Below are 22,634 nucleotides of genomic sequence, written 5' to 3'. Positions count from 1 at the left end.
TTGAACCCTCCCGTCAGATCACCTGCTGCGCCTTATCTTTCGTCCTGCCCTTGGCTTTCACTTCCTCGCGCGGGCGCAGGTGGGCAAACCAGTGGCGTTCCAGCAACTTAAAGCCGCCGATCAGCGTGAAGGTGATGCAGAAGTAGACGGCGCCCACCGCGATGAAGGCCTCGAAGGGGTTGTAGTAGCGCGATGCGATGATGCGCGCCGCGCCGGTCAGATCGATGATGGTGATCACACTGGCGATGGCCGAGCCGTGCAGCATGAAGATCACTTCATTGGAATAGGCCGGCAAAGCGCGGCGAAAGGCGCTGGGCAGGATGACGCGGGTGTAGGTCTGAAAGCGCGACATGCCGCAGGCCCTGGCCGCCTCGACTTCACCGTAGTCGGTCCCTTCGATGGCGCCGCGGATGATCTCCGTGGTATAGGCCGCGGTGTTGAGGGTAAAGGCGACCAGCGCGTACCAGTAGGCGTCTTTCAGAAAATCGAGCTGCTGGCTGAGCTCGATCATGAACTGCATCTGGCCGAGGCCGTAGTAGAGCAGGAACATCTGCACCAGCAGCGGCGTGCCGCGGAAAAAATAAGTGAAGGACCAGACCGGCGCGTTGACAAGCGGGTTGCTGGAGGTCCGCAGGATAGCCAGCGGCACGGCCATGCCCAGGCCGATGACAAGGGAGAGGGACACGAGCTGCAGCGTGATCCAGAGGCCCTTGAGATAGAGCTGATAGTTTTCGAGGATCGGCGTGAAGTCCATCTGCTCACGCCCTCCTGACGCCGACGCTGTAGCGCTTTTCCAGCCACTTCAGACCCCAGATGGAGATCGTCGTGAAGACCAGAAAGGCGAAAGCCACGAAGAGGTAGAAAATGAAGGGCAGGCGCGTCGTGCCGCCGGCCTGTCCGGCCTTCAGCACCAGATCGTGCAAGCCGATGACCGAAACCAGCGCTGTGGTCTTCATGAGGACCAGCCAGTTGTTGCCGAGCCCCGGCAGGGCGTGGCGCATCATCTGCGGCACCAGGATGCGGAAGAACACCTGCAGGCCCGACATGCCATAAGCGTAACCGGCTTCCAGCAAGCCGACCGGTACCGCCAGGAAGGCGCCGCGGAAGGTCTCCCCCAGATAGGCGCCGTAGATGAAGCCGATGGTGAGCACACCGGCGGTGAAGGCATCGACGTCGATGTAGTCCCACTCGAAGTAGGCGCCGATGTTGTTCACCTGGATCTGGCCGCCGAAGAAGATCAGCAGCATCAGCACCAGCTCGGGAACCCCGCGGACCACCGTCGTATAGACTTCCGCGACGAAGCGGCCGGCGCGCGAGCGCGACAGCTTGACGCTGGCGGTGATCAGCCCGAGGACGATGGCGATCGCAAGCGAGGCGAAGGCGACCTCGAGAGTGACAAGGGCGCCTTCCAGAAGCGAAGGCAGGTATTCTATGAGTTTGTCAAAACCTTCCATGCCTTGGGCTTATCCGGCTGCCTGTCGCTTTGGGGTCGCTGTGAGAAACGAAAACGCCACCGCCGGACTTCCGGCGGTGGCGTCTTCTCAGACTCTGTCCACCGGAAGCCTTAGCTGCCGTAGACGTCGAAGTCGAAGTACTTGTCCTGAATGGCCTTGTATTTACCGTTGGCACGGATGGCTTCGATGGCCTGGTTCAGCATTTCGCGCAGGTCGTCATCGTCCTTGCGCAGGGCGATGCCGGCGCCGTCGCCGAAGTACTTCGGATCGCTGAAGTCCGGACCGACGAATTCGTAGTCCTTGCCGTCATCGGTATCCAGGAAACCGCCCTGCATGGCGACCGAGTCGGCCAGCAGCAGGTCGATGCGGCCGGCAACCATGTCGAGGTAGGCCTCGTCCTGGGTGCCGTAGCGCTTGACCTCGACCTCGTCGCCATAGACCTCGGTGACGAAGTTGTCGTGAATGGTGGCGCGCTGCACGCCCACGGTCTTGCCCTTCAGGCCTTCCTCGGTGATCTCGATGCCCGAGCCCTTCTTGCGCACGAACTTGGCCGGGGTGTTGTAGTACTTGCTGGTGAAGTCGACCTTCTGCTTGCGCTCCTCAGTGATCGACATCGAAGCAATGATGGCGTCGTACTTGCGCGCCAGCAGCGCCGGGATGATGCCGTCCCAGTCCTGGGTGACCAGCTCGCACTCCACCTTCATCTCCTCGCAGAGCGCATTGGCGATGTCGATGTCAAAGCCGACCAGCTTGCCGTCGGCCGTCACTTCGCTGAACGGGGGATAGGCGCCTTCGACGCCGACGCGCACCTTCTTCCACTCCTTGGCGTCGGCCTGGACTGCGCCCAGGGACGACCCGATTGCCAAGGCGGCGACGAAGACCGCGGAGAAAAGCTTTTTCACGAGATGCCTCCATTTACATTTTCAATAGTGAGTCTGTCTTGATCGAAGCATGCAGGGTCGCCCGTCATTTCAGGTTGCCCTCCAGAAACTGTCTGAAGCGCGCCGAGCGCGGATTCGTGAAGACCTGCTCCGGCGGGCCCTGCTCCTCGACACGGCCTTCGTGCAGGAAGACCGTCTCGCAGGAGACCTCGCGCGCGAAGCCCATCTCGTGGGTGACCACGATCATGGTGCGGCCCTCCTCCGCCAGGCGGCGGATCACCCGCAGCACCTCGCCCACCAGTTCCGGGTCGAGGGCCGAGGTCGGCTCGTCGAACAGCAGCACCGCAGGGTCCATGGCCAGCGCGCGCGCGATGGCGACGCGCTGCTGCTGGCCGCCGGAAAGGTGCGCGGGGTAATAGTCGCGGCGGTCGTAGAGGCCGACCTTCTGCAGGATCTCGCCGGCGTAGGCGATGGCCTCGGCCTTGGGCCGCTTCAGCACGTGGATCGGCGCCTCGATGACGTTCTGCAGCACCGTCATGTGGGACCAGAGATTGAAGCTCTGGAACACCATGGCGAGGCGCGCGCGGATGCGCCGGATCTGTTCCCGGTCCTCGGCTTCCAGGCCGCCGCCGTGCTTGGCGGGCTTCAGGCGCAGCTCCTCGCCGGCGACGATGATTCGCCCGGCGTTAGGCCGCTCCAGCAGGTTCAGGCAGCGCAGGAAGGTGCTCTTGCCGGAGCCCGAGGAGCCCAGCATGGCGATCACGTCGCCTTCGCGTGCAGTCAGGGAGACGCCCTTCAGGACCTCAAGATCCCCGAAGGACTTGTGAATATCTTCCGCAATCAGTGCCGCCGCAGCGACAGCCGACCCGGTCTCCTGCTCCGCCAAAACCAACCGCTCAAACCCCCTGTGGGATGCGCCTATTGCTGGCGCTTTGATCCCGACGGTACGGCAGGCCTTGGTGGATGCCAAGCAAAACCGTGTTGCCCGGAGGTGGCGCGGCGGGCCGAAAACCCGCTGATCTCAAGGGATTGGGGGTACAAAACGGGATTCCGCCCGCGGTACCGAAAAAGGGGGCTTCAGGGCAGCTCCCGGCGCAGGCCTTCCAGGCGTTCGGTCAGGCCAGTGCGCTCCGCGCCTTCCGGCAGGGCGGCGATCTGGGTTTCGGCGGCGGCCAGCGCCTCTTTCGCCTTGTCGGGCTCGCCCAGCACCAGATGGGCGCGCGCCAGGCGCAGCCAGCCGTCCGCATCCGCCGGGTCCTCGGCCAGGCGATCGGCGAGGCGGGCGACCATGGCGCGGATGAACTCCTGGCGCTCCTCCGCCGACAGCTCCCGGGCCGCCTCCACATCGGCCGCCGAGGGGCCCGGCGCGGTTCCGGGCGCAGATTCCGCTGAGGCCGGGGGCCGGGCGGCGATGACCGGCGGCTCGATGCCCGCTTCCTTGGCCGCCTGGGCGACCTGCTGGCGCAGCAGTCCGATCATCGGCGAGTCCGCCGGCAGGTCCTCGGCGAGACCCTTCCAGACCTGGATGGCCCCCTCCAGCCGCCCGTCCTGGGCCATGGCGAGGCCGGCGTAGTAGCGCGCACGGGCGTTGCCCGGATCGGCCTCGATGGCGGCGGCGAAGGCGAGGCGCGCCTCGCGCCCGACGCGCCCCCGGTCGAGGGCGACCAGGCTCTCGCCCAGGGCGGCGTGCAGGGCACCGGGCACCGGCCCCTGCTTCTCGACCTCGGCGATGGCGGCGCGGTAGACCTCCGCGGCCTTGCCGAAGCGGTCGGTGCGGGCGTAGACCTGGGCCAGGATCAGCCGGCTCTCGATATCCTGCGGCACCTCGGCGATGCGCTCGAGCAGGCGCTTTTCCAGCAGGCCGACCTCCAGCGCGCCGCCGGGATCGCGCTCGGCCAGCGGCAGGCCCGGCAGATCCGGCGTGCCGAGCTGCAGATAGAGGCCGAGGCCGGCCGCCGGCGGCAGGGCGATGATCAGCACCGCGCCGAGGCGGCGCCAAGCAGTCCGGCGCGTGGCCGCCGCCGGCTGTGAAGTGCCGTCATGCTCAATACCCTCGGTCTGCAGCAGGCGGCGCTCGATCTCGCGGCGCGCCGCTTCGGCCTCTTCCTTGCCGATGAGGCCGCGCTCCAGGTCCTGCTCCAATTCGGTGAGCTGGTCGCGGTAGACCGCGCGGTCGAAGTCCGCGGTCGCCGGCGCCGCGGCCCCTTGGCGCAGCAGCGGCCAGAGCAGCGCGACGACCAGCAGCGCGGCCATCACGGCGGCGAGGATCCAGAAAATCATTCCTTACCCGAGTCCTCTTCATCGAGCAGGCGGGCGAGGCGCGCCTCCTCCTCGGCGCTGAGGCGCGGCGGCTGCGCCGGGGCGGCGCGCAGCTGGCGGAAGTAGACGAAGACGCCCAGCGCGCCGAGCAGCAGCACGACAAAGGGGCCGAACCACAGCAGATAGGTCTGGGGCTTCATCGGCGGGCGCAGCAGCACGTAGTCGCCGTAGCGCGCCACCAGGTAGTCCAGCACCTGCTGGTCGCTGTCGCCGGCGACCAGGCGCTCGCGCACCAGGAGGCGCAGCTCGCGCGCGATCTCGGCGTTGGAGGAATCGATGGACTCGTTCTGGCAGACGACGCAGCGGATCTCCGCCGAGAGGTCGCGGGCGCGTTGCTCGAGCGCCGGATCGTCGAGCATTTCGTCCGGCTCCACCGCGAAGGCGGCGCCCGCGAACAACAGCGCGCCGACGACGAGCAGAGGCTTCAGGCCGCGGCGGATCACGAGCGCAGCTCCTCCAGCAGCGGCCTGACCTGCCGTTCGATCACATCGGGCACCAGGGGGCCGCGGTGGTGGTAGCGGATGCGGCCTTGGCCGTCGACGATGAAGGTCTCCGGCACGCCGGTGACGCCCCATTCCACGGCGGCGCGGCCGGGGTCGGCGCCGATCCGCGTATAGGGATTGCCCAGCTCGGCCAGCCAGGCGGCCGCGTCCTCCGGCTTGTCGCGGTGATTGATGCCGTAGAGCGGCACCCCGGTCTCCTCCGTCAGGGCGGTGAGGAAGGGGTGCTCGGCGCGGCAGGGTACGCACCAGGAGGCGAAGAAGTTCACCATCACCACCTCGCCCTTGGCCAGGTCGGCCGTGGCCAGGCCCGGCACATCCAGGCCCGGCACCGCCGCCAGGTCGAAGCTCGGCGTCGGCTTGTCGATCATCACGGTGGGGATGTTCTTCGGGTCGCGCTCCGGCCCCAGGCCCCAGAGGAAATAGCCGGCCACCACCAGGAAGATGAGCACCGGCAGCAGGAAGAGAAGACGCTTGGCCATGGAATGATGATCCGCCGTCGGTTAGGCCGCGGCCGGGCGCGCGGTGGACTTGTGCTGGCGGTGCGGCGCGCCGACGCGCAGGCGCCGGTCGCTGAGCGAGGTCAGGCCGCCGGCCACCATGGCCAGGCAGCCGATCCAGATCCAGGGCACCAGCGGCTCGTGGTAGACGCGCACGGTCCAGCCGCCCTGGCCGTCTGCGTCGCCGATCACCGCGTAGAGGTCGGAGAAAAAGGTGGTGCGGATCGCCGCCTCGGTGGTCGGCATGGCCTTCACCTGGTAGACGCGCTTTTCCGGGAACATGAGGGCGATCTCTTCACCGCCGCGGGTCACTGTGAAGCGCGCGCGCTCGGCCTTGTAGTTGGGCCCCTCCAGCTTGCCGACGCCCTCGAAGAGCAGGCTGTAGCCGGCGATCTCTACGCTCTCGCCGGGCTTCAGGTTGGTCACCACCTCCTGCTTCCACACCGAGGAGCCGATCATCCCGGCCATGGCGACGGCCAGGCCCGCGTGGGCCAGGGTCATGCCGTGGGCGGCGCGCGGCAGGTTGCGGGCGCGGCGCCAGCTCTCACCCGGGCTCGCGCGGAACAGCTTCACCCGGTCGGCCCATTCCACCAGGGCGCCAATGAACAGCCAGGCGGCAAGCCCCATGGCGGCCACCGCCAGGATCGGCCCGCCGGTCTGCAGGTACCAGGTCAGCCCCGCCACCAGCAGCGCGGCCAGGGCGGCGACCTTCAGGCGCACCAGCGCGCCGGCCAGGTCGGCGCGCTTCCACGGCAGCATGGGCCCCACGGCCATGAGGAAGACCAGCGGCACCATCAGCGGCACGAAGGTGGCGTTGAAGAAGGGCGGGCCGACGGAGACCTTGGAGCCGTCGATCGCCTCCAGGAACAGCGGGTAGAGCGTGCCCAGGAAGACCGCGGCGCAGGCGGCGGTGAGGAAGAGGTTGTTGATCACCATGCCGCCCTCGCGGCTGATCGGCGCGAAGAGGCCGCCGGCCTTCAGCGAGGGTGCGCGCAGCGCGAAGAGGGTGAGCGAGCCGCCGATGGCGATGGCCAGCAGGATGAGGATGAAGAAGCCGCGCTCCGGATCGCTGGCGAAGGCGTGCACCGAGGTGATGACGCCCGAGCGCACGATGAAGGTGCCGATCAGCGACAGCGAGAAGGTGAGGATGGCCAGCAGGATGGTCCAGGTCTTCAGCGCGTTGCGCTTCTCCACCACGATGGCGGAGTGCAGCAGCGCCGTGCCCAGCAGCCAGGGCATGAAGGAGACGTTCTCCACCGGGTCCCAGAACCACCAGCCGCCCCAGCCCAGTTCGTAGTAGGCCCACCAGGAGCCCAGCGCGATACCGCCGGTGAGGAAGGCCCAGGCGAGCAGCGTCCAGGGCCGCACCCAGCGCGCCCAGGCGGCGTCCACCTTGCCCTCGATCAGCGCCGCGATGGCGAAGGAGAAGGCCATGGAGAAGCCGACGTAGCCGGCGTAGAGCATCGGCGGATGGAAGGCCAGGCCCGGGTCCTGCAGCAGCGGGTTCAGGTCCTCGCCGTTCAGCGGTGCCGGGAAGATGCGTTCGAAGGGGTTGGAGGTGAAGAGGGTGAAGGCCATGAAGCCGATGCCGATCCAGGCCTGCACGCCCAGCACCCGCGCCCGCAGGGAGGGCGGCAGGTTGCCGCCGAAGACCGCGACCGCCGAGCCGAAGAGCGCGAGGATCAGGATCCACAGCAGCATGGAGCCTTCGTGGTTCCCCCAGACGCCGGTGATCTTGTAGAGCAGCGGCTTGGCCGAGTGCGAATTCTGCACCACGTTCAGGACCGAGAAGTCGGAGGTCACGTAGGCCTGGGTCAGGGCGCAGAAGGCGAAGACGACCAGGAAGAGCTGGGCGACGGCCGCCGGGCGCGCCAGCGCCATCCAGGCGGCATCGCCGCGCGCCGCGCCGATCATCGGCAGGGTCCCCTGGATCACGGCCGCGGCCAGGGCGAGGATGAGTGCGAAGTGGCCGAGCTCGATGATCACTGTGTAGCCTCTCCCTGCCACTGGCCCGATTCTTTCAGCGCGTCGACCACTTCGCGCGGCAGGTAGTTCTCGTCATGCTTGGCCAGCACCTCGCGGGCAACGAAGGTGCCGTCGGGGCCCATGTTGCCGACGGTGATCACGCCCTGCCCCTCGCGGAAAAGGTCCGGCAGGATGCCCTTGTAGCTGACCGGCACCGACTGGGCGCCGTCGGTGACGCGGAAGGAGACGCTGAGCCCGTCGGTGGACTTCAGCACCGTGCCCTCCTCCACCAGACCGCCCAGGCGGATGCCGCGCTCGGGCGGCGGCGGCGAGGCCATGAGCTGGCTGGGGCTCTGGAACAGGTCGAGGCTGTCGTCGAGGGCGGTCAACACCAGGGCCGTGGCGCCGCCGAAGACCAGCAGCGCGGCAATGACGATATAGAGGCGGCGGCGCTTGCGGGTCACGGCCGCGCCTCCCGGGTTTCGGCGCCCGGCTGAGCCGTGGGATCGGGGGCAGGACGCTGGCGGCGCTGGCGCTGGACGCCGCGCGCCTCCAGCTCCGCCAGCCGACGTTGCCGGTTGCGCAGCTGGCGCAGGGTCGCGATCAGCAGGCCGGCCATGATCACCACCGTCAGGGCCAGCGAGGGCCAGACGTAGACGGCATAGCCACCCATCTCGAAAAAAGCCGTAATTTCCTCCATCACTCTCCCGTTCGGGGCCTTCCCGGCCCTTCTCGCGGGGGGCCGCCCTTTCCGGCTGCGGCCGTCGAAGCGCAAATCTAGGCGCTTGGCCCCGCAGCGTCAGTCATATTCGCGTGAGTGCGACCGAATCGCGCAGCTTCCCTCCTGACCCGGCGCCCTAGCCTTGCACCGCCTGCCCCTGAACCTCGGCCGCCTTCACCGTCGCCAGATCGAGGGCGCGCAGGCGCGCCGCGATCAGCTCGCTCTTGATGCGCAGCAGGACGACGGTGAGGTAGTAAAGCTTGAAGCCCACCGCCACGATCAGCAGCGGCCACAGCATCGAGGGGTGAATGGTCGGGCCGTCCAGGCGCATGACGCTGGCCGGCTGGTGAAGGGTCGACCACCAGTCGACCGAGAACTTGATGATCGGGATGTTCACCACCCCCACCAGGGCCAGGATCGCCGCCGCGCGGTAGCCGCGCTGGCTGTCCTCGAAGGCGTTCAGCAGCGCCATGTGGCCGAGGTAGAGGAAGAACAGGATCAGCATCGAGGTCAGGCGTCCGTCCCATTCCCACCAGGTGCCCCACATGGGCCGGCCCCAGAGCGAGCCGGTGACCAGGGTGAGAAAGGCGAAACCGGCGCCGACCGGCGAGGAGGCCTTGGCCGCTAGGTCCGCCAGGGGATGGCGCCAGATCAGCGCCACGGCGCTTGCCACGGCGATGGCGACATAGATGAACATCGCCATCCAGGCCGAGGGTACGTGGACGTACATGATGCGCACGCTTTCGCCCTGCTGGTAGTCGCCCGGGGCCACGAAGAGCGCCAGATAAAACCCGACACCCAGCGCCACCACCGTGCCGACGGCGGCGAAAGGCAGGATGCGGTCGGCGAGACGGGTGAAGCGCGCCGGATTTGCGAAGCGATGCATAAGCACTAATCCTACAGTCCCCGTCTATTTAGTGCCTTGAGCCAAGTCATGCCAGCGTCGGGAACCCCGGCGGCTCCTTGAAAATACGCCTCGAAGTGGGATTTTATTCCAGAACCCGTTATGCGTTTTATTTCAGAGGCTTATTCTATGGCCTGGCGCAAGGCGGCGGCCCCGGCCAGGGGGGTGATCACCAGCATGACCAGCAGCACCGCGCCCAGCAGCAGCAGGTGCGGGCGCGCGGTCAGGCCCAGGAGGGCCGCGTCGGTGGCTCCTACCCCGAAGATCAGGGCCGGAACGTAGAGCGGCAGCACCAGCAGCGGGATCAGCACCCCGCCGCGCCGCGCCCCCAGGGTCAGCGCCGCGCCCACCGCGCCGACCAGGCTGAGGGTCGGCGTGCCGAGCAGCATGGCCAGCAGCAGCACGCCGAGACCCGAGAGGTCCATGTGGAAGAGAACGGCCAGCAGCGGCGCCGCGGCGATCAGCGGCAGCCCGGTGGTCAGCCAGTGCGCCAGAACCTTGCCCAGCACCGCCAGTTCCAGCGGCAGCGGGGAGAGCAGCAGCTGCTCCAGGCTGCCGTCCTCGAAATCGGCGAGGAAGAGGCGCTCCAGCGACAGCAGCACGGCGAGCAGCGCCACCACCCAGATGATGCCCGGGGCGATGCGCGCCAGCAGGTTGGGCTCCGGCCCGACGCCGAAGGGGAAGAGCGCGGCGGTCAGCACGAAGAACAGCACCGCCAGCCAGGCGTCGGCGCTCTGGCGCAGCGCCAGGCGCAGATCGCGGGCGACGAGGAGCGCCAGGCCTCTCACGACGACCTCCCTCTCACCACACCATCTCCGGCAGGGGCGGCGGCGCCAGGGAGTCCAGGGAAAGGCGCAGCGGCTCGGTGAGGTGCAGCGCGGTGTGGGTCGCCACCACCACCCGGCCGCCCGCGGCGCGGTGCCCGGCGATGGCCGCGGCCAGGCGCTCCACCGAGGCGTGGTCGAGACCCACCGAGGGTTCGTCCAGCAGCCAGAGGTCGGCGGGCGCGGCGACGAGGCGGGCCAGCGCCAGGCGGCGGCGCTGGCCGGCGGAGAGCAGGCGGCCCGGCACCGCGGCCAGCTCGGTGAGGGCGAAACGCTCCAGCGCCGCGTCGAGGGTGGTGTTCCGGTCGCTTGCCGCCGACCCCCTGAGATCGGCCCAGAACCGCAGGTTCTCGGCCACGCTCAGGACCGGCTTCACCGCGTCCAGGTGGCCCAGGTAGTGCAGCCGCGCGGCGTGCTCCTCCGGCGCCTCGCTGATCGCCTGGCCGTCCCACAGCAGCTCGCCGCCGGCCGGCTTCAGCAGGCCGGCCATGAGGCGCAGCAGGCTGGACTTGCCCGAGCCGTTGGGCCCGGTCAGCAGCAGCGCCCCGCCGGGCGGCAGGGCGAAGGAAAGCTCGGCGAAGACGTCGCGGCCGCCGCGCCGGCAGTGCAGGGATCGACCTTCGAAGTTCGCCATGGGGTGGGTGGACCGAAATAGGTGGACCGTCGGGAGGGCGCGCCGAGGGCCGCGGACGAGGACCCGGGACGCAAACATAACCAAGGCCAGGGGTATAGCAGATCGGCGCCGCGGCGCACCAGCCGCACGCGGCGCCGGTTCGGCGACCACACGGGAGCGGATACCGTAGACATAAGAATTTCTTCCGCCGGTTGATACCGAATTTTAACCACAATGGCTCAGACTGTAGACCTGCCCGGAAACCGGGCGGAGGCCCTGAGAACAGCCCCAAGAGGCCCTCGCGATGTCGGCAAGACCCATCATTCTGGCCGAAGACAACGACACCCTGCGGCGCATGTATGCCGACATGCTGGAATCGGCCGGCTTCAGCGTCATGAAGGTCGCCGACGGCGAGAAAGCCATCGGCATGCTGCACAAGGTCTCCAACCCGCAACTCATCATCCTCGACGTCATGATGCCGCGCCTGGACGGGATCGAGACCTGCGCGCGGATCCGCAAGATGCAGGGCCTGCATCCCTCGCCCATCCTCTTCCTTTCCGCCCTCGACAACCCGGACACCATCCTGGAGTGCCTGCAGGCCGGCGGCGACGACTACCTGGTGAAGTCGGCGCCCATGACCGAGATCCTGGAGCGCGTGCAGTTCTGGACGCGCAAGGGATCCTCGGACGAAGGCTCCGAAAGGCGCAAGAAAGCCATCAAGGAGCTGCGCGCCCTGTCCGAGGAATGCGCCGCCGACGGCGGCGCACAGGTGGTGGAGGAGATCTCCGCCGAGCAGGCGACGGTCAACGAGCTGGCCTCCTTCATCGGCACCCACAGCGCCGGCTTCGCGAAGGAGGAACCGACCATCTTCCGCTTCGGCTACGTGGTCGGCCTGGTTCATGCCTGCGTGGAGCAGGACATGCAGAACGAAGGCCGCTTCAACCGCTTCCTGCGCAATCTCGTTTACAAGACCAACCTCGTCGATCGCCAGGAGATCGACGCCATGCTCGACAACTACGAGCGCATCGTCAGCCAGAGCCAGTTCCAGAAAGGCTGGATGCGCGGCCGCGACGACGCCCCCAAGGTGAGCCTCGGCGACCTCGGCGAGCAACCGGCCTAGGAACGGACGAAGTGTCATGATTGACGGCGCCGAGACCATCCTGCTGCCCGGTTGGCTGCTGATCGGCGGCGCCGCTCTCGGCCTGGTTATCGCCGCCCTGCTGGCCCTTCAGTTCCTGTTCTCGCTGCGCCAGGGCGCGCGCCTGGAAGCCCTGGCGGCCTCCCTTGCCACCGGCGACGCCGCCGCAGGCGGTCTCCAGGCCGAACAAAACGGCCGGACCCTGCAGGACCAGCTCGACGAGGCGCTGGCCGGCCTGCGCCAGGCCAGCGAAAAGGCCCTGCGCGCGGACCGGGCCAACCAGGCGAAGTCGGCCTTCCTGGCGTGCATGAGCCACGAGCTGCGCACCCCGCTGAGCGCCATCATCGGCTTCGCCGAGATGATCGAGCACCAATCCATGGGCCCCATCGGCAACCTGAAATACAGCGACTACGCCACCGACATCCGCCAGTCGGGCCAGCACCTGCTGGGCATCATCAACGACATCCTCGACCTCTCGAAGGTCGAGTCCGGTCGCGAGACGCTGCACGAAGACGTGATCGAGCCGGCATCGCTGGTCGCGGGCGTCGAGGTCCTGCTGAACGGACGCCCGCAGGAAGCCGGCGTGTCCTTGAAGTTCGACTGCCCCGACGAACTGCCGGCGATCAAGGCCGACAAGCGGCGGCTGACGCAGATCCTGGTGAACCTGCTGGCCAACGCCATCAAGTTCACGCCCGAAGGCGGCACCGTGATGCTGCGCTGCTGGGCCACCGAGGGCAGCGGCTTCGTGTTCCAGGCGGTCGACAACGGCGTCGGCATCGCGCGCGAGGACATTCCCCAGGCCCTCGCCGTCTTCGGCCAGGTCGGCAGCCTGCCGGAGCAGGAGGCCAAGGGCACCGGCCTGGGCCTGCCGCTGGCCAAGGCCCTGGCCGAGCTGCACGGCGGCACCCTGGACCTGCAGAGCGAGCTGGGCAAGGGCACCACCGTGACCCTGCGCCTGCCCGCCCACCGCATCGTCGCGCGACACAACGCGGAAGGCGCCGCCGCCTGACGCGCCAAACCTTCGGTTTCGGCCGCCCGGCGCAGATTGACGCAAAGCGGCATCCCGGCGCGCGGGCGGCGGTTTCACGACAGTGAATTTGGAAAAAAATGCGGGCGGTCCCGCTTGGCTTGGGGTACGCGACCGCCCGTAGTTGGAGCTTTCCGAAGAAAAACGTCTCCGGAGAAAGTCGGGGCGGCCGCGCTTGGTCGGGGCAGTCGGCCGCCCCCTTAGTACCAGCCATTTCGGGGCATCTATTGAGGCAGGCTGGGCTCCTCTACAGAGAGGGGAAGTCTCCGTGAGTATCAAGGTAGGCAGCGAAGGTGTCGGCATCTGGCCGCAAATGCGGCGATATTGTGATTTTTCGCCCAACGCGATTCTGCGGCGCTCCGGGGCTTTCTGCGGCTTCACGGCGGGGGTCGCCCTGGCTAAACTCGCCCCATGAGCATTCTCCGCCCCTTCGCAGGCCTGCTGGCCGGCCTGCTGCTGACGGCCTGCGCCGCGTCCCCCGAAGCCCAAGGCCCCGAAGCCCAAAACCCCGGAGCCCAAGACCCCGGCGCGGCGGCGCAGAGCGGCGGGGCGTCCGACAGGGGCGTGAAAGCGGTGGAGGCCTATTTCGCCTACGAGGGCCTGCCGGCCGGCTGGCGGCTGGACTCCGTGACCGCCGACGACGACAACGTCCTTGTCATCGTCGGGCTCTCCGACCGCCTCTGGGCCTACGAAAGGGCCCTGCCGGGGCGCGCCAAGCCCGCCTTCTTCTCCGCCATCTGCCCGGCGCTGCGCCATCCCGTCTGGGAGTTCATCGGCAGCCAGAAGGACATCGTCATCGAGGCACGCGGCCGCCCGCTGTCCAGCTTTCACGTGTCCTGCCGCGAGCACGCCCCCACCGGCGCGTGAGCCCGCGGGTCCGGATCAGTCGTAGCTGCGCTGGTCGTCGATGACCTTGCCGTCGTTGGGCAGGCTGTCGGGCGCGACCAGTTCCACCGCGCCCTTCAGCTTGCAGGCATCCTGCAGGCTCGCCGCAATCGCCGCGGCCAGGCTGTCATCCTTGCCCGCCACCTCACATTGGAGGGTCATGGCGTCGCTGTCGCCCTGGCGGGTCACCACCAGGCGGGCGCGGGCGATCTCGCCGTGGCGCTTCAGCACCGCGGCCACCTGGGCGGGCTGCACGAACATGCCCTTCACCTTGGTCGCCTGGTCGGCGCGCCCCATCCAGCCCTTGATGCGCGGCGCCGTGCGCCCGCAGGGACTGGCCCCCGGCAGCAGGGCCGAGAGATCGCCGGTGGCGAAGCGGATCAGCGGGTAGTCGGGATTGAGGGTGGTCACCACCACCTCGCCCACCTCGCCCTCGGGCAGGGGATCGCCGGTGCCCGGACGCAGAATCTCGACGATGATCTGTTCGTCCAGGATCATGCCCTCGCGGGCTTCCGACTCGTAGGCGATGAGGCCCAGGTCGGCGGTGGCGTAGCACTGCAGCACCGCGACGCCGCGCTCGGCGTAGGCCTGGCGCAGCTGCGGGAAGAGCGCGCCGCCGGAGACCAGCGCCCGGGTGATGGAACTGCAGTCGACGCCCAATTCCTGCCCCTTGTCGAGCAGCACCTTCAGGAAGTCCGGCGTGCCGGTGTAGCCGGAGGGCCGGAAGTGGGCGATGGCCTGCACCTGCTGCTCGGAGTTGCCGACGCCGCCGGGCACGACCGCGCAGCCCAGGCTGCGCGCCGCGCCGTCCATCATCCAGCCGCCCGGCGTCAGGTGGTAGGCAAAGCAGTTGTGCACCACGTCGCCGGGGCGAAAGCCGGCGGCGAAGAGAGCGCGCTCCAGGCGCCAGAAGCCGGCCCGCGCAGTGTCGAACTCATAGATCGGCCCCGGCGAGGCGAAGAGGTGCGCGGCCTCCCCGACCGCTACCGCCGACAGCCCGCCGAAGGGCGGCGCTGCCGCCTGGCGGTCCATGAGGTCGGTCTTGCGGGTGACCGGCAGTTCCGCCAGCGCCGCGCGGCTGGTCACCGCGGCGGCATCGACCCGGGCCAGGATCTCGGCGTAGCCCGGCGCCTTTTCCTTGGCCTGGGCGATCTGCGCCGGCAGCGCCGCCAGCAGCGCCGCCTCGCGCGCCTCTGGCGCGCGGGTTTCTAAGTCGTCGTAGTAGTCCATGATTTCCTATTCCTTACGGAATACCCGGCGCCGGCCCGCTGGAACCGCAAAGCGGCAAACCTATAGCCAGCGCTTGCGCCGCTTGTAGTGCTTGACGTCGCGGTAGGACTTGCGCCCGCTGGCGGAGAGGCCGAGGTAGAACTCCTTCACGTCCTCGTTCTCGCGCAGTTTCTCCGCGTCGCCGTCCAGCACCACGCGGCCGCTTTCCAGTATGTAGCCGTAGCGCGCGTAGCGCAGCGCCACGTTGGTGTTCTGCTCGGCCAGCAGGAAGGACACGCCCTCCGCCTCGTTCAGCCGCTTCACCGTCTCGAAGATGCCCTCGACAAGCTGCGGGGCCAGGCCCATGGAGGGCTCGTCGAGCAGGATCATCTTGGGGCGGCTCATCAGCGCGCGGCCGATGGCGCACATCTGCTGCTCGCCGCCGGAGGTGTAGCCGGCCATGGAGCCGCGCCGTTCCTTCAGGCGCGGGAAATAGCTGTAGACCATCTCCAGGTCGGCCTGCACCGCGCCGCGTCCGTCGCTGCGTGTGTAGGCGCCGGTGAGCAGGTTCTCTTCGATGGTCAGGTGTTCGAAGCAGTGGCGGCCTTCCATGACCTGCACCACGCCGGACTTCACCAGGTCGTTGGGGGTCAGCGCGTCGACGCGCCGGCCCTCGAACTCGATGGAGCCCTTGGTGACCTCGCCGCGCTCGGCGCGCAACAGGTTGGAGATCGCCTTCAGGGTCGTCGTCTTGCCGGCGCCGTTGGCGCCCAGAAGGGCCACAATGCCGCCCTGGGGCACCTCCAGGGAAACGCCCTTCAGCACCAGGATGACGTGGTCGTAGATCACCTCGATGTTGTTCACCGAGAGGATCGACGCGGCGGGGGCGCTTTGCGGGGCTTCGCTGGTCAGGCTGGCGGCTTCGCTCATGGCTTCAGGCAATCTCTAGAGAGTGAAATTCTCCGGGGCGCGGGGGCGGTCCGCTGGACCGCCCCCTTGCCTCGAAGTCCCCCACAGGTTTCCGGGGGGTTCGGGGAATCCCGCCGGGTCAGCTGCAGCTGCGCGGCGTGATGCCCTTCTCCTTGGCGTACTGGGCGGCCGACTCCTCATAGGCCGGCCGCAGGGCGTCGCGGTTCGGCGAGATGAAGTCCGTGATCGCCTGCCACTTGGCGCCGTCCCACTGCTGCACCAGGGCGGAGCCGCCGCCCTCGTGATCGGCGCAGGTGATCTTCACCGGGCTGAGCAGACCGGTCATGCCGGCCTTGTCGATCGCGGCCTGGGTCACGTTGAGGTGCTCCATGCCCCACTGCACCTGCTCGCCGGTCAGCGACTTGACGCCGAACTCGCCCTGGGCGACGCGGATCGCCTCGGTATAGAGGAAGGCGTTCACCAGGGCGCGGTTGTAGAGCACCGTGCCGATGTTGGCCTTGTCGGCGATGCCGTTGCCGTCGGCGTGCATTTTCTCGATGTCCGCGAAAATCGGCGCGGAGGTGCCGACGCCGGTGATGTTCAAGGACTTGTAGCCCTTGGCCGCAGCGCCGGCCGGGGTCACGTCGGCCTCGGCACCGGACCACCAGATGCCGATGAACTTCTCCATCGGGAAGCCGACGGCGGCGGCCTCCTTAATGGCCGTCGAGTTCATCACGCCCCAGCCCCACATGAAGACCCAGTCGGGCCGCAGCTGGCGGCCGATCTGCAGCCAGGTCGCCTTCTGCTCCAGGCCCGGGTGGGCGACCGGATAGGTCGAGAACTGGTAGCCCTCTTCCTTGGCCAGGCGCTCCAGGGTCGCGATCGGCTCCTTGCCGTAGGCGGAGTCGTGATAGACCAGGGCGATCTTCTTGCCCTTCAGGCTGCCGCCCGATTCCTTCTTGGCGTACTGCACCATCACGTCGGCGCCGGCCCAGTAGGTGATCGGCATGGTGAAGACGTAGGGGAAAACCCGGCCGTCGGAGGCGTCGGCGCGGCCGTAGCCCATGGAGAGCACCGGCACCTTGTCGTTGGTGGCGCGGTCGATCAGCGCATAGGTGATGCCGGTCGAATAGGGGTTCACGACGCTGGCGCCGGTCGGGCCGTTGCCCTTCAGGCGCTCGTAGCACTCGACGCCACGGTCGTTGTTGTACTGGGTCTCGCACTCTTCCCAGGCATACTTGATGCCGTTGATGCCGCCATCACGCGTGTTGATGAGCTGCATGTAGTCGTTGAAACCGTCGGCGATGGGAATGCCGTTCGGCGCATAGGGGCCGGTGCGGTAGACCAGCAGCGGCACGAACTGTTCCTGCGCGGCCGCCAGTCCCGGCAGGACAAGCGAGCCCGCCAACATCGCCGCGCCAACTGCGGCGAGGCCAAATTTCTTAAACTTCATCCTAAGTTCCTCCCGGTTTTTTGCCCCTTTCCAAGGGCTTGGTTATTCGGTCCTAGGCTAGCATCGCCCCCTGCCGCTGGCCAGCGGCCGGGCGGGGGCATGGTCAGTACGGGAACGGCCAGAGCCGCAGCTTCTCCTTGCCGATCTGCCACAGCCGGGCCAGGCCGTGCGGCTCGACGATCAGGAAGAAGATGATGAGCGCGCCGAAGATCATGAACTCCAGGTGCGAAATCAGCTCCACCTTGAGAGGGATGCCCAGCGCCGCCGGCGCGTTGTTCAAGAGGATCGGCAGCAGCACGATGAAGGCCGCGCCGAGGAAGGAGCCGAGGATCGAGCCCAGCCCCCCGATGATCACCATGAAGAGCACCTGGAAGGAGCGGTCGATCTGGAAGGCCAGCGCCTCCACCGAGCCGGTGTAGACGAAGGCCCAGAGCGCGCCCGAGATGCCGATGTAGAAGGAGCTGACGGCGAAGGCGGAGAGCTTGGCCCAGAGCGGACGGATGCCGATGATCTCCGCGGCGATATCCATGTCGCGGATCGCCATCCAGGAGCGTCCGGTGCGGCTGCGCACCAGGTTCTTGGCGATCAGCGCCAGAACGGCCACGAAGATCAGCAGGAAGACGTACTTGGCCGCCGGGCTGGCCTCGTTGCCGGTGACGAAGAAGCCGGGAATGATCTCACGCGGCGGCGCCGAGATGACGCCGGAGGGGCTGTAGTTCGTCCACCAGTTAAACTTGTTGAACATCCAGACCAGGAAGAACTGCGCCGCCAGGGTGGCGACGGCCAGGTAGAAGCCCTTGATGCGCAGGCTGGGCAGCCCGAAGAGCACGCCGACGCCGGCGGTACCCAGGCCGGCCAGCAGGAAGACCACGACGATGTGCAGCTCGGGAAAGGCTGTGGCCAGCTTGAAGGAGAAGAAGGCGCCGCAGGCCATGAAACCGCCGGTGCCGAGCGAAAGCTGGCCGCAGTAGCCGGTCAGCAGGTTGAGCCCCAGGGCCGCCATGGCGAAGACCAGGAAGGGGACGAAGATGGTCTCCAGGAAATAGTTGTTGGCCAGCGCCGGCACCGCGAAGACGGCGACGAGGCCGAGCAGCAGCAGGCCCAGGCGGTCCTGGCGGATCGGAAAGATCGCCTGGTCGGCGCTGTAGCTGGTTTTGAACTGTCCGGCTTCGCGATAGAACATGGTCTCTAAATCCGCTCGATGATCTTTTCGCCGAACAGGCCCTGCGGCCGAAACAGCAGGAAGCCCAGCGCCAGCATATAGGCGAACCAGTCCTGCAGCGCGCCGCCCACCAGGGGGCCGAGGAAGACCTCCGCCACCTGCTCGCCGGCGCCGATGATGAGGCCGCCGACGATGGCCCCGGGGATCGAGGTGAAGCCGCCGAGGATCAGCACCGGCAGGGCCTTCAGCGCGATCAGCGCCAGGGAGAACTGCACCCCGGCCTTGGAGCCCCACATGATGCCCGCGACCAGCGCCACGATGCCGGCCACCGACCAGACGATGGCCCAGATGGTCTTCAGCGGGATACCGACCGACAGCGCCGCCTGGTGGTCGTCGGCCACCGCGCGCAGGGCGCGCCCGACGCGGGTGTACTGGAAGAAGACCGCCAGCACCGCGACCAGGACGGCGCCCACCAGGGCGGCCACCAGGTCGAAGGAATTGATCAGGATGCCGCCCTCGAAGACGTTCGGCAGAACGAACATCGGATCCTTGGGAATGCCGATGTCCAGCACCTTCACGTCCGACCCCCAGAGTGTCTGCCCGAAGCCGTCGAGAAAATAGAAGATACCGATGGTGGCCATGAAGAGGATGATGTGCGGCTGGTTCACCATGGGGCGCAGCACCACCTTTTCGATGACGATGGCCAGCACCACCATGACCCCGGCGGCCAGGATGAAAGCCAGGGTCCAGTGCAGTCCCATCTCGATGAAGCCGACCATGGTCAGCGCGGCGAAGAGCACCATGGAGCCCTGGGCGAAATTGAAGATGCCCGAGGCCTTGAAGATCAGCACAAAGCCGAGCGCCACCAGCGAATAAAGGACCCCCTGCAGCAGCCCGGCGATCAGCACTTCCAGGAAGTAGCCCCAGGTGAAGAACAGCGAGGTGTCGATGATGGCCAGGCCCTGCAGGCCGAGGCCGAGGATCGCGATGAGCAGCGGCACCAAGGCCATCCAGATTCCGAAGCGTGTGGCGGTGGCGTTCATCACCCTGATCTCCTAGTGACTGACGCCGAGATAGGCATCGATGACGTCCTGGTTGGCGCGCACCTCGTCGGGCGAGCCGTCAGCCAGCTTGCGGCCGTAGTCGAGCACCACCACCCGGTCGGAGATGTCCATGACCACGCCCATGTCGTGCTCGATGAGGGCGATGGTGGTGCCGAACTCGTCGTTCACGTCGAGGATGAAGCGGCACATGTCCTCCTTCTCCTCCACGTTCATGCCGGCCATGGGCTCGTCGAGCAGCAGCAGGTCCGGCTCCATGGCCAGCGCCCGGGCCAGCTCGACGCGCTTCTGCAGGCCGTAGGGCAGGCGCCCCACCGGGGTCTTGCGGATCGCCTCGATCTCCAGGAAGTCGATGATCTTCTCGACGACCTCGCGATGCTCGATCTCCTCGCGCTGGTTGGCGCCCCAGTAGATGGCCTGTTGGAAGAGGTTGCTCTTCATCTTCAGGACACGCCCGGTCATGATGTTGTCGAGCGTCGACATGCCCTTGAACAGCGCCACGTTCTGGAAAGTGCGCGCGATGCCCTGCTTGGCCGCCAGGTGCGGGCGCATGGCCTTGCGCTCGGCGCCGCGGAACATGATGCGGCCCTGCTGGGGATGATAGAAGCCGTTGATCACGTTCAGCATCGAGGTCTTGCCGGCGCCGTTGGGGCCGATGATCGCCAGGATCTCGTGCTCGCGGATCTCGAAGGAGATGTCGGTCAGCGCCTTCACGCCGCCGAAGGCCAGCGTGATGTTGTCGACCTTCAGCAGCGTGTCGCCGATATGCTTGTCGCCGTACACCGTCAGCTCGCTTTCTTCATGGCCGGCGCCGTCGGCGCAGTCTCGACGTCGACGATCTGCAGGTCGGCCTTGATCATGCCCTTGCGGCCGTCCTCGAAGGTGACCTCGGTCTCGATGTAGGCGTGATCGACGCCGGAGTAGAGCGCGTCGATCAACGGCAGATAGCGCTCGGCGATGAAGCTGCGGCGCACCTTGCGGGTGCGCGTCAGTTCGCCGTCATCGGCATCGAGCTCCTTGTGCAGCACCAGGAAGCGGCGGATCTGGCTGCTCGCCAGCCGCGGGTCCGCGGCGAGGTCGCGGTTGACCTGCTCGATGTGGCCCTTGATGGTCTCGATCACCTGCGGGTGGGCGGCTAGTTCCTGGTAGCTGCCGTAGGCCACGTTGTTGCGCTCCGCCCAGCTGCCGACGGCCACCAGGTCGATGTTGATGAGGGCGGCGCAGAAGTCGCGCTCGTGGCCGAAGGCCACCGCCTCCTTGATGTCGGGGAAGAACTTCAGCTTGTTCTCCACGTACTTCGGCGCGAAGAGCCCGCCGTCGTTGAGGCGGCCCACGTCCTTGGCGCGGTCGATGATCTTCAGATGGCCGTTGTCGTCAAAGAAACCGGCATCGCCGGTGTGCACCCAGCCGTCCGGCGTCTTGGTCTCGGCCGTGGCCTCCGGGTTCTTGAAGTATTCGACGAAGACGCCGGGGCTGCGGAACATCACCTCGCCGTTGTCGGCGATCTTGATTTCCACGTCGATGGCCGGCTTGCCGACCGTGTCGGCTTCGATCTCGCCGTCGGGCTGGATAGCGATGAAGACGCTGGCCTCGGTCGAGCCGTAGAGCTGCTTCAGGTTCACGCCGATCGAACGGTAGAAATCGAAGATGTCGGGCCCGATGGCCTCGCCCGCGGTATAGGCCAGGCGGATGCGCGTGAAGCCCAGGGTGTTCTTCAAGGGCCCGTAAACCAGCAGGTTGCCCAGGACGTAGAGCAGGCGGTCGCTGGCGCTCACCGGCTTCCGGTCCAGAATGCGCGTGCCGCAACGCCGCGCGAGATCCATGAAGTAGTGAAACACCCGGCGCTTGATCCAGCTGGCGTCCTCCATGCGGATCATCACCGTGGTCAGGATGTTCTCGAAGATGCGCGGCGGGGCGAAGAAGTATGTCGGCCCCAGTTCGCGCAGGTCCTGCATCACCGTGGCGCTGGATTCCGGGCAGGCGACGCAGAAGCCGGCGACGTAGCTCTGTCCGTAGGAGAAGATGTGGTCGCCGACCCAGGCCATGGGCAGGTAGGCCATGGTCTCTTCGTCGGCCGTCAGCTGCTCCAGCTTCACGCCGTTGGCCGCCGTCTTGATCACGTTGTCGAAGCTGAGGATCACCCCCTTCGGCTTGCCGGTGGTGCCGGAGGTATAGAGGATGATGGCCGGGTCGTCGCCTTTGGCCTTGGCGATCTCCTCGTCATAGAAATCGGGGTGGATCTTGTTGTAGTCGCGGCCCTCGGACTGGACCGCATCGAAGTGGTGCAGGAAGGACTGCGTGTAGTGGCGCATGCCGCGCGACTCGTCGTAGACGATCTGTTCCAGGCGCGGGCAGCGCTCCATCACTTCCATCAGCTTGTCGACCTGCTCCTGGTCCTCGACCACGGCAAAGCGCGCCTCCGCATGTTCGAGGACATAAGTCATCTCCTCGGCCACGGAATCCTGGTACAGCGGCACCGGCACGGCGCCGATGGCCTGCACCGCGGTCATGGTCCAGTAGAGGCGGGGTCGGTTATCGCCGACGATGGCGACCTTGTCGCCGCGCTGGACACCCAGGCTGAAGAGCCCGGCGGCGAGGTCGCGGATCTCCTCGGCCACCCGGCCCCAGGAATAGGTCTGCCAGATGCCGAAGTCCTTCTCGCGGATCGCCGGCCGTTGGGGCCGCGTCCTGCGCTGATACTCCAGCAGCTTGGGAAAGGTGTCGATCTCCGCCGGCGGCAAGCCTGCAGTGTTCCGGGTCGAGCTCATGGTCTGGCGCTCCGTCGGAACAACGGTCTGCCATTGCGCTGCGCAAACGTCGCCTCGGCATCCCGACGGGACGCGAATGGCGCGCACAGCTCTGATGGTGGTGCCATCACGTAGCCGGGCCTCCCTCATTGCCTTCCGGTTTTCGTTGGTGTTGTAGCGGGTTTTCCCGCCCGGAAAGCTGTGAAAATCTATTCGGTCTTTGACCGAGAAATCAATACTCTAGGGCCGGGTTGCCGGCGCGTCCTCCCAGAACGCGCGGGGTCCTTGGCTCCCGAGATACCTCCCCCTCCTGTAACCGTCTGCGTCGAAACTTCCTCAGCGTCCTGCTTTGGCGGCGGGCC

23 protein-coding genes are annotated in these 22,634 nt (G+C 67.3%); 3 read left to right on the top strand and 20 right to left on the bottom strand.

Annotated features, from left to right (window positions below; all coding sequences use genetic code 11):
- Positions 1–13: 13 nt before the first annotated feature.
- From H7X47_RS02210 to ccmA, 13 genes are all read right to left on the bottom strand, one after another.
- Positions 14–754: an ABC transporter permease gene (locus tag H7X47_RS02210; protein WP_193366970.1), complete on the bottom strand. Its 741-nt coding sequence runs from the start codon at positions 752–754 to the stop codon at positions 14–16.
- Positions 755–758: 4 nt separating this feature from the next.
- Positions 759–1,454 carry an ABC transporter permease gene (locus tag H7X47_RS02205; protein WP_193366969.1) on the bottom strand — a complete coding sequence of 232 codons (696 nt, stop codon included), beginning with the start codon at positions 1,452–1,454 and terminating at the stop codon, positions 759–761.
- Between the two features lie 110 nt (positions 1,455–1,564).
- A complete protein-coding gene (locus H7X47_RS02200; RefSeq protein ID WP_193366968.1) occupies positions 1,565–2,356 on the bottom strand; it encodes an ABC transporter substrate-binding protein in 792 nt (263 codons plus the stop codon).
- Positions 2,357–2,420: 64 nt separating this feature from the next.
- Positions 2,421–3,227, bottom strand: coding sequence for an ABC transporter ATP-binding protein (locus tag H7X47_RS02195; protein WP_319633507.1), 807 nt, complete (start codon positions 3,225–3,227; stop codon positions 2,421–2,423).
- Positions 3,228–3,412: 185 nt separating this feature from the next.
- The gene (gene ccmI / locus H7X47_RS26045; RefSeq protein ID WP_193366967.1) at positions 3,413–4,615 is read right to left on the bottom strand and encodes a c-type cytochrome biogenesis protein CcmI; all 1,203 of its coding nucleotides are present in this window, start codon (positions 4,613–4,615) and stop codon (positions 3,413–3,415) included.
- Positions 4,612–5,097, bottom strand: coding sequence for a cytochrome c-type biogenesis protein (locus H7X47_RS02185; RefSeq protein WP_193366966.1), 486 nt, complete (start codon positions 5,095–5,097; stop codon positions 4,612–4,614). Before H7X47_RS02185 ends, ccmI begins: the two co-directional genes overlap by 4 nt.
- Positions 5,094–5,636: a DsbE family thiol:disulfide interchange protein gene (locus tag H7X47_RS02180; protein ID WP_193366965.1), complete on the bottom strand. Its 543-nt coding sequence runs from the start codon at positions 5,634–5,636 to the stop codon at positions 5,094–5,096. Before H7X47_RS02180 ends, H7X47_RS02185 begins: the two co-directional genes overlap by 4 nt.
- Positions 5,637–5,657: 21 nt before the next feature.
- Positions 5,658–7,640 (bottom strand): heme lyase CcmF/NrfE family subunit, encoded by a 1,983-nt coding sequence (locus H7X47_RS02175; protein WP_193366964.1) that lies wholly within the window; start codon positions 7,638–7,640, stop codon positions 5,658–5,660.
- Positions 7,637–8,083: a cytochrome c maturation protein CcmE gene (gene ccmE, locus H7X47_RS02170; RefSeq protein ID WP_193366963.1), complete on the bottom strand. Its 447-nt coding sequence runs from the start codon at positions 8,081–8,083 to the stop codon at positions 7,637–7,639. The genes H7X47_RS02175 and ccmE overlap by 4 nt, the downstream gene beginning before the upstream one ends.
- The gene (gene ccmD, locus H7X47_RS02165; RefSeq protein WP_227010118.1) at positions 8,080–8,319 is read right to left on the bottom strand and encodes a heme exporter protein CcmD; all 240 of its coding nucleotides are present in this window, start codon (positions 8,317–8,319) and stop codon (positions 8,080–8,082) included. Before ccmD ends, ccmE begins: the two co-directional genes overlap by 4 nt.
- 157 nt (positions 8,320–8,476) lie before the next feature.
- On the bottom strand, positions 8,477–9,226 hold the full coding sequence (locus H7X47_RS02160; protein ID WP_193366962.1) for a heme ABC transporter permease: 750 nt from the start codon (positions 9,224–9,226) through the stop codon (positions 8,477–8,479).
- Between the two features lie 140 nt (positions 9,227–9,366).
- Positions 9,367–10,032, bottom strand: coding sequence for a heme exporter protein CcmB (gene ccmB, locus H7X47_RS02155; protein WP_193366961.1), 666 nt, complete (start codon positions 10,030–10,032; stop codon positions 9,367–9,369).
- A gap of 13 nt (positions 10,033–10,045) precedes the next feature.
- Positions 10,046–10,702, bottom strand: coding sequence for a heme ABC exporter ATP-binding protein CcmA (ccmA, locus tag H7X47_RS02150; protein ID WP_193366960.1), 657 nt, complete (start codon positions 10,700–10,702; stop codon positions 10,046–10,048).
- A 283-nt stretch (positions 10,703–10,985) separates the two neighbouring features.
- On the opposite strand from ccmA, the gene H7X47_RS02145 reads away from it, so the two are divergent.
- From H7X47_RS02145 to H7X47_RS02135, 3 genes are all read left to right on the top strand, one after another.
- On the top strand, positions 10,986–11,801 hold the full coding sequence (locus H7X47_RS02145; RefSeq protein WP_193366959.1) for a response regulator: 816 nt from the start codon (positions 10,986–10,988) through the stop codon (positions 11,799–11,801).
- A 16-nt stretch (positions 11,802–11,817) separates the two neighbouring features.
- Positions 11,818–12,828, top strand: coding sequence for a sensor histidine kinase (locus H7X47_RS02140; protein WP_193366958.1), 1,011 nt, complete (start codon positions 11,818–11,820; stop codon positions 12,826–12,828).
- Between the two features lie 429 nt (positions 12,829–13,257).
- Positions 13,258–13,713: a hypothetical protein gene (locus H7X47_RS02135; RefSeq protein ID WP_193366957.1), complete on the top strand. Its 456-nt coding sequence runs from the start codon at positions 13,258–13,260 to the stop codon at positions 13,711–13,713.
- A gap of 15 nt (positions 13,714–13,728) precedes the next feature.
- Here the strand turns inward: H7X47_RS02135 and H7X47_RS02130 are convergent, their stop codons facing one another.
- The 7 genes from H7X47_RS02130 to H7X47_RS02100 form a co-directional block, all read right to left on the bottom strand.
- On the bottom strand, positions 13,729–14,961 hold the full coding sequence (locus tag H7X47_RS02130) for a phenylacetate--CoA ligase family protein (RefSeq protein WP_193366956.1): 1,233 nt from the start codon (positions 14,959–14,961) through the stop codon (positions 13,729–13,731).
- 60 nt (positions 14,962–15,021) lie between these two features.
- Complete coding sequence (locus H7X47_RS02125; RefSeq protein ID WP_193366955.1) at positions 15,022–15,870, bottom strand: ABC transporter ATP-binding protein; 849 nt, start codon at positions 15,868–15,870, stop codon at positions 15,022–15,024.
- A gap of 118 nt (positions 15,871–15,988) precedes the next feature.
- Complete coding sequence (locus H7X47_RS02120) at positions 15,989–17,302, bottom strand: ABC transporter substrate-binding protein (protein ID WP_193366954.1); 1,314 nt, start codon at positions 17,300–17,302, stop codon at positions 15,989–15,991.
- Between the two features lie 103 nt (positions 17,303–17,405).
- The gene (locus H7X47_RS02115) at positions 17,406–18,485 is read right to left on the bottom strand and encodes a branched-chain amino acid ABC transporter permease (protein ID WP_193366953.1); all 1,080 of its coding nucleotides are present in this window, start codon (positions 18,483–18,485) and stop codon (positions 17,406–17,408) included.
- A gap of 5 nt (positions 18,486–18,490) precedes the next feature.
- Entirely contained in the window at positions 18,491–19,507 is a 1,017-nt protein-coding gene (locus H7X47_RS02110; RefSeq protein ID WP_227010117.1) for a branched-chain amino acid ABC transporter permease, read from the bottom strand.
- Between the two features lie 12 nt (positions 19,508–19,519).
- Entirely contained in the window at positions 19,520–20,308 is a 789-nt protein-coding gene (locus tag H7X47_RS02105; RefSeq protein WP_319633506.1) for an ABC transporter ATP-binding protein, read from the bottom strand.
- Between the two features lie 2 nt (positions 20,309–20,310).
- Entirely contained in the window at positions 20,311–22,293 is a 1,983-nt protein-coding gene (locus tag H7X47_RS02100) for an AMP-binding protein (protein ID WP_193366952.1), read from the bottom strand.
- Between the last annotated feature and the right edge of the window lie 341 nt (positions 22,294–22,634).

It is taken from the genome of Pelagibius marinus, from assembly GCF_014925385.1.
In the GTDB taxonomy this organism is placed as follows: domain Bacteria; phylum Pseudomonadota; class Alphaproteobacteria; order Kiloniellales; family Kiloniellaceae; genus Pelagibius; species Pelagibius marinus.
The sequence above is the reverse complement of the archived record's forward strand: the minus strand, read 5'-3'. Positions and strand labels throughout refer to the sequence as shown.

Coding starts and splice junctions, on each gene's coding strand:
- H7X47_RS02210 (WP_193366970.1), bottom strand. CDS start 754: ATGGACTTCACGCCGATCCTCGAAAACTATCAGCTCTATCTCAAGGGC.
- H7X47_RS02205 (WP_193366969.1), bottom strand. CDS start 1,454: ATGGAAGGTTTTGACAAACTCATAGAATACCTGCCTTCGCTTCTGGAA.
- ccmI (WP_193366967.1), bottom strand. CDS start 4,615: ATGATTTTCTGGATCCTCGCCGCCGTGATGGCCGCGCTGCTGGTCGTC.
- H7X47_RS02180 (WP_193366965.1), bottom strand. CDS start 5,636: ATGGCCAAGCGTCTTCTCTTCCTGCTGCCGGTGCTCATCTTCCTGGTG.
- ccmD (WP_227010118.1), bottom strand. CDS start 8,319: ATGGAGGAAATTACGGCTTTTTTCGAGATGGGTGGCTATGCCGTCTAC.
- H7X47_RS02160 (WP_193366962.1), bottom strand. CDS start 9,226: ATGCATCGCTTCGCAAATCCGGCGCGCTTCACCCGTCTCGCCGACCGC.
- ccmA (WP_193366960.1), bottom strand. CDS start 10,702: ATGGCGAACTTCGAAGGTCGATCCCTGCACTGCCGGCGCGGCGGCCGC.
- H7X47_RS02145 (WP_193366959.1), top strand. CDS start 10,986: ATGTCGGCAAGACCCATCATTCTGGCCGAAGACAACGACACCCTGCGG.
- H7X47_RS02140 (WP_193366958.1), top strand. CDS start 11,818: ATGATTGACGGCGCCGAGACCATCCTGCTGCCCGGTTGGCTGCTGATC.
- H7X47_RS02135 (WP_193366957.1), top strand. CDS start 13,258: ATGAGCATTCTCCGCCCCTTCGCAGGCCTGCTGGCCGGCCTGCTGCTG.
- H7X47_RS02130 (WP_193366956.1), bottom strand. CDS start 14,961: ATGGACTACTACGACGACTTAGAAACCCGCGCGCCAGAGGCGCGCGAG.
- H7X47_RS02125 (WP_193366955.1), bottom strand. CDS start 15,870: ATGAGCGAAGCCGCCAGCCTGACCAGCGAAGCCCCGCAAAGCGCCCCC.
- H7X47_RS02120 (WP_193366954.1), bottom strand. CDS start 17,302: ATGAAGTTTAAGAAATTTGGCCTCGCCGCAGTTGGCGCGGCGATGTTG.
- H7X47_RS02115 (WP_193366953.1), bottom strand. CDS start 18,485: ATGTTCTATCGCGAAGCCGGACAGTTCAAAACCAGCTACAGCGCCGAC.
- H7X47_RS02110 (WP_227010117.1), bottom strand. CDS start 19,507: ATGAACGCCACCGCCACACGCTTCGGAATCTGGATGGCCTTGGTGCCG.
- H7X47_RS02100 (WP_193366952.1), bottom strand. CDS start 22,293: ATGAGCTCGACCCGGAACACTGCAGGCTTGCCGCCGGCGGAGATCGAC.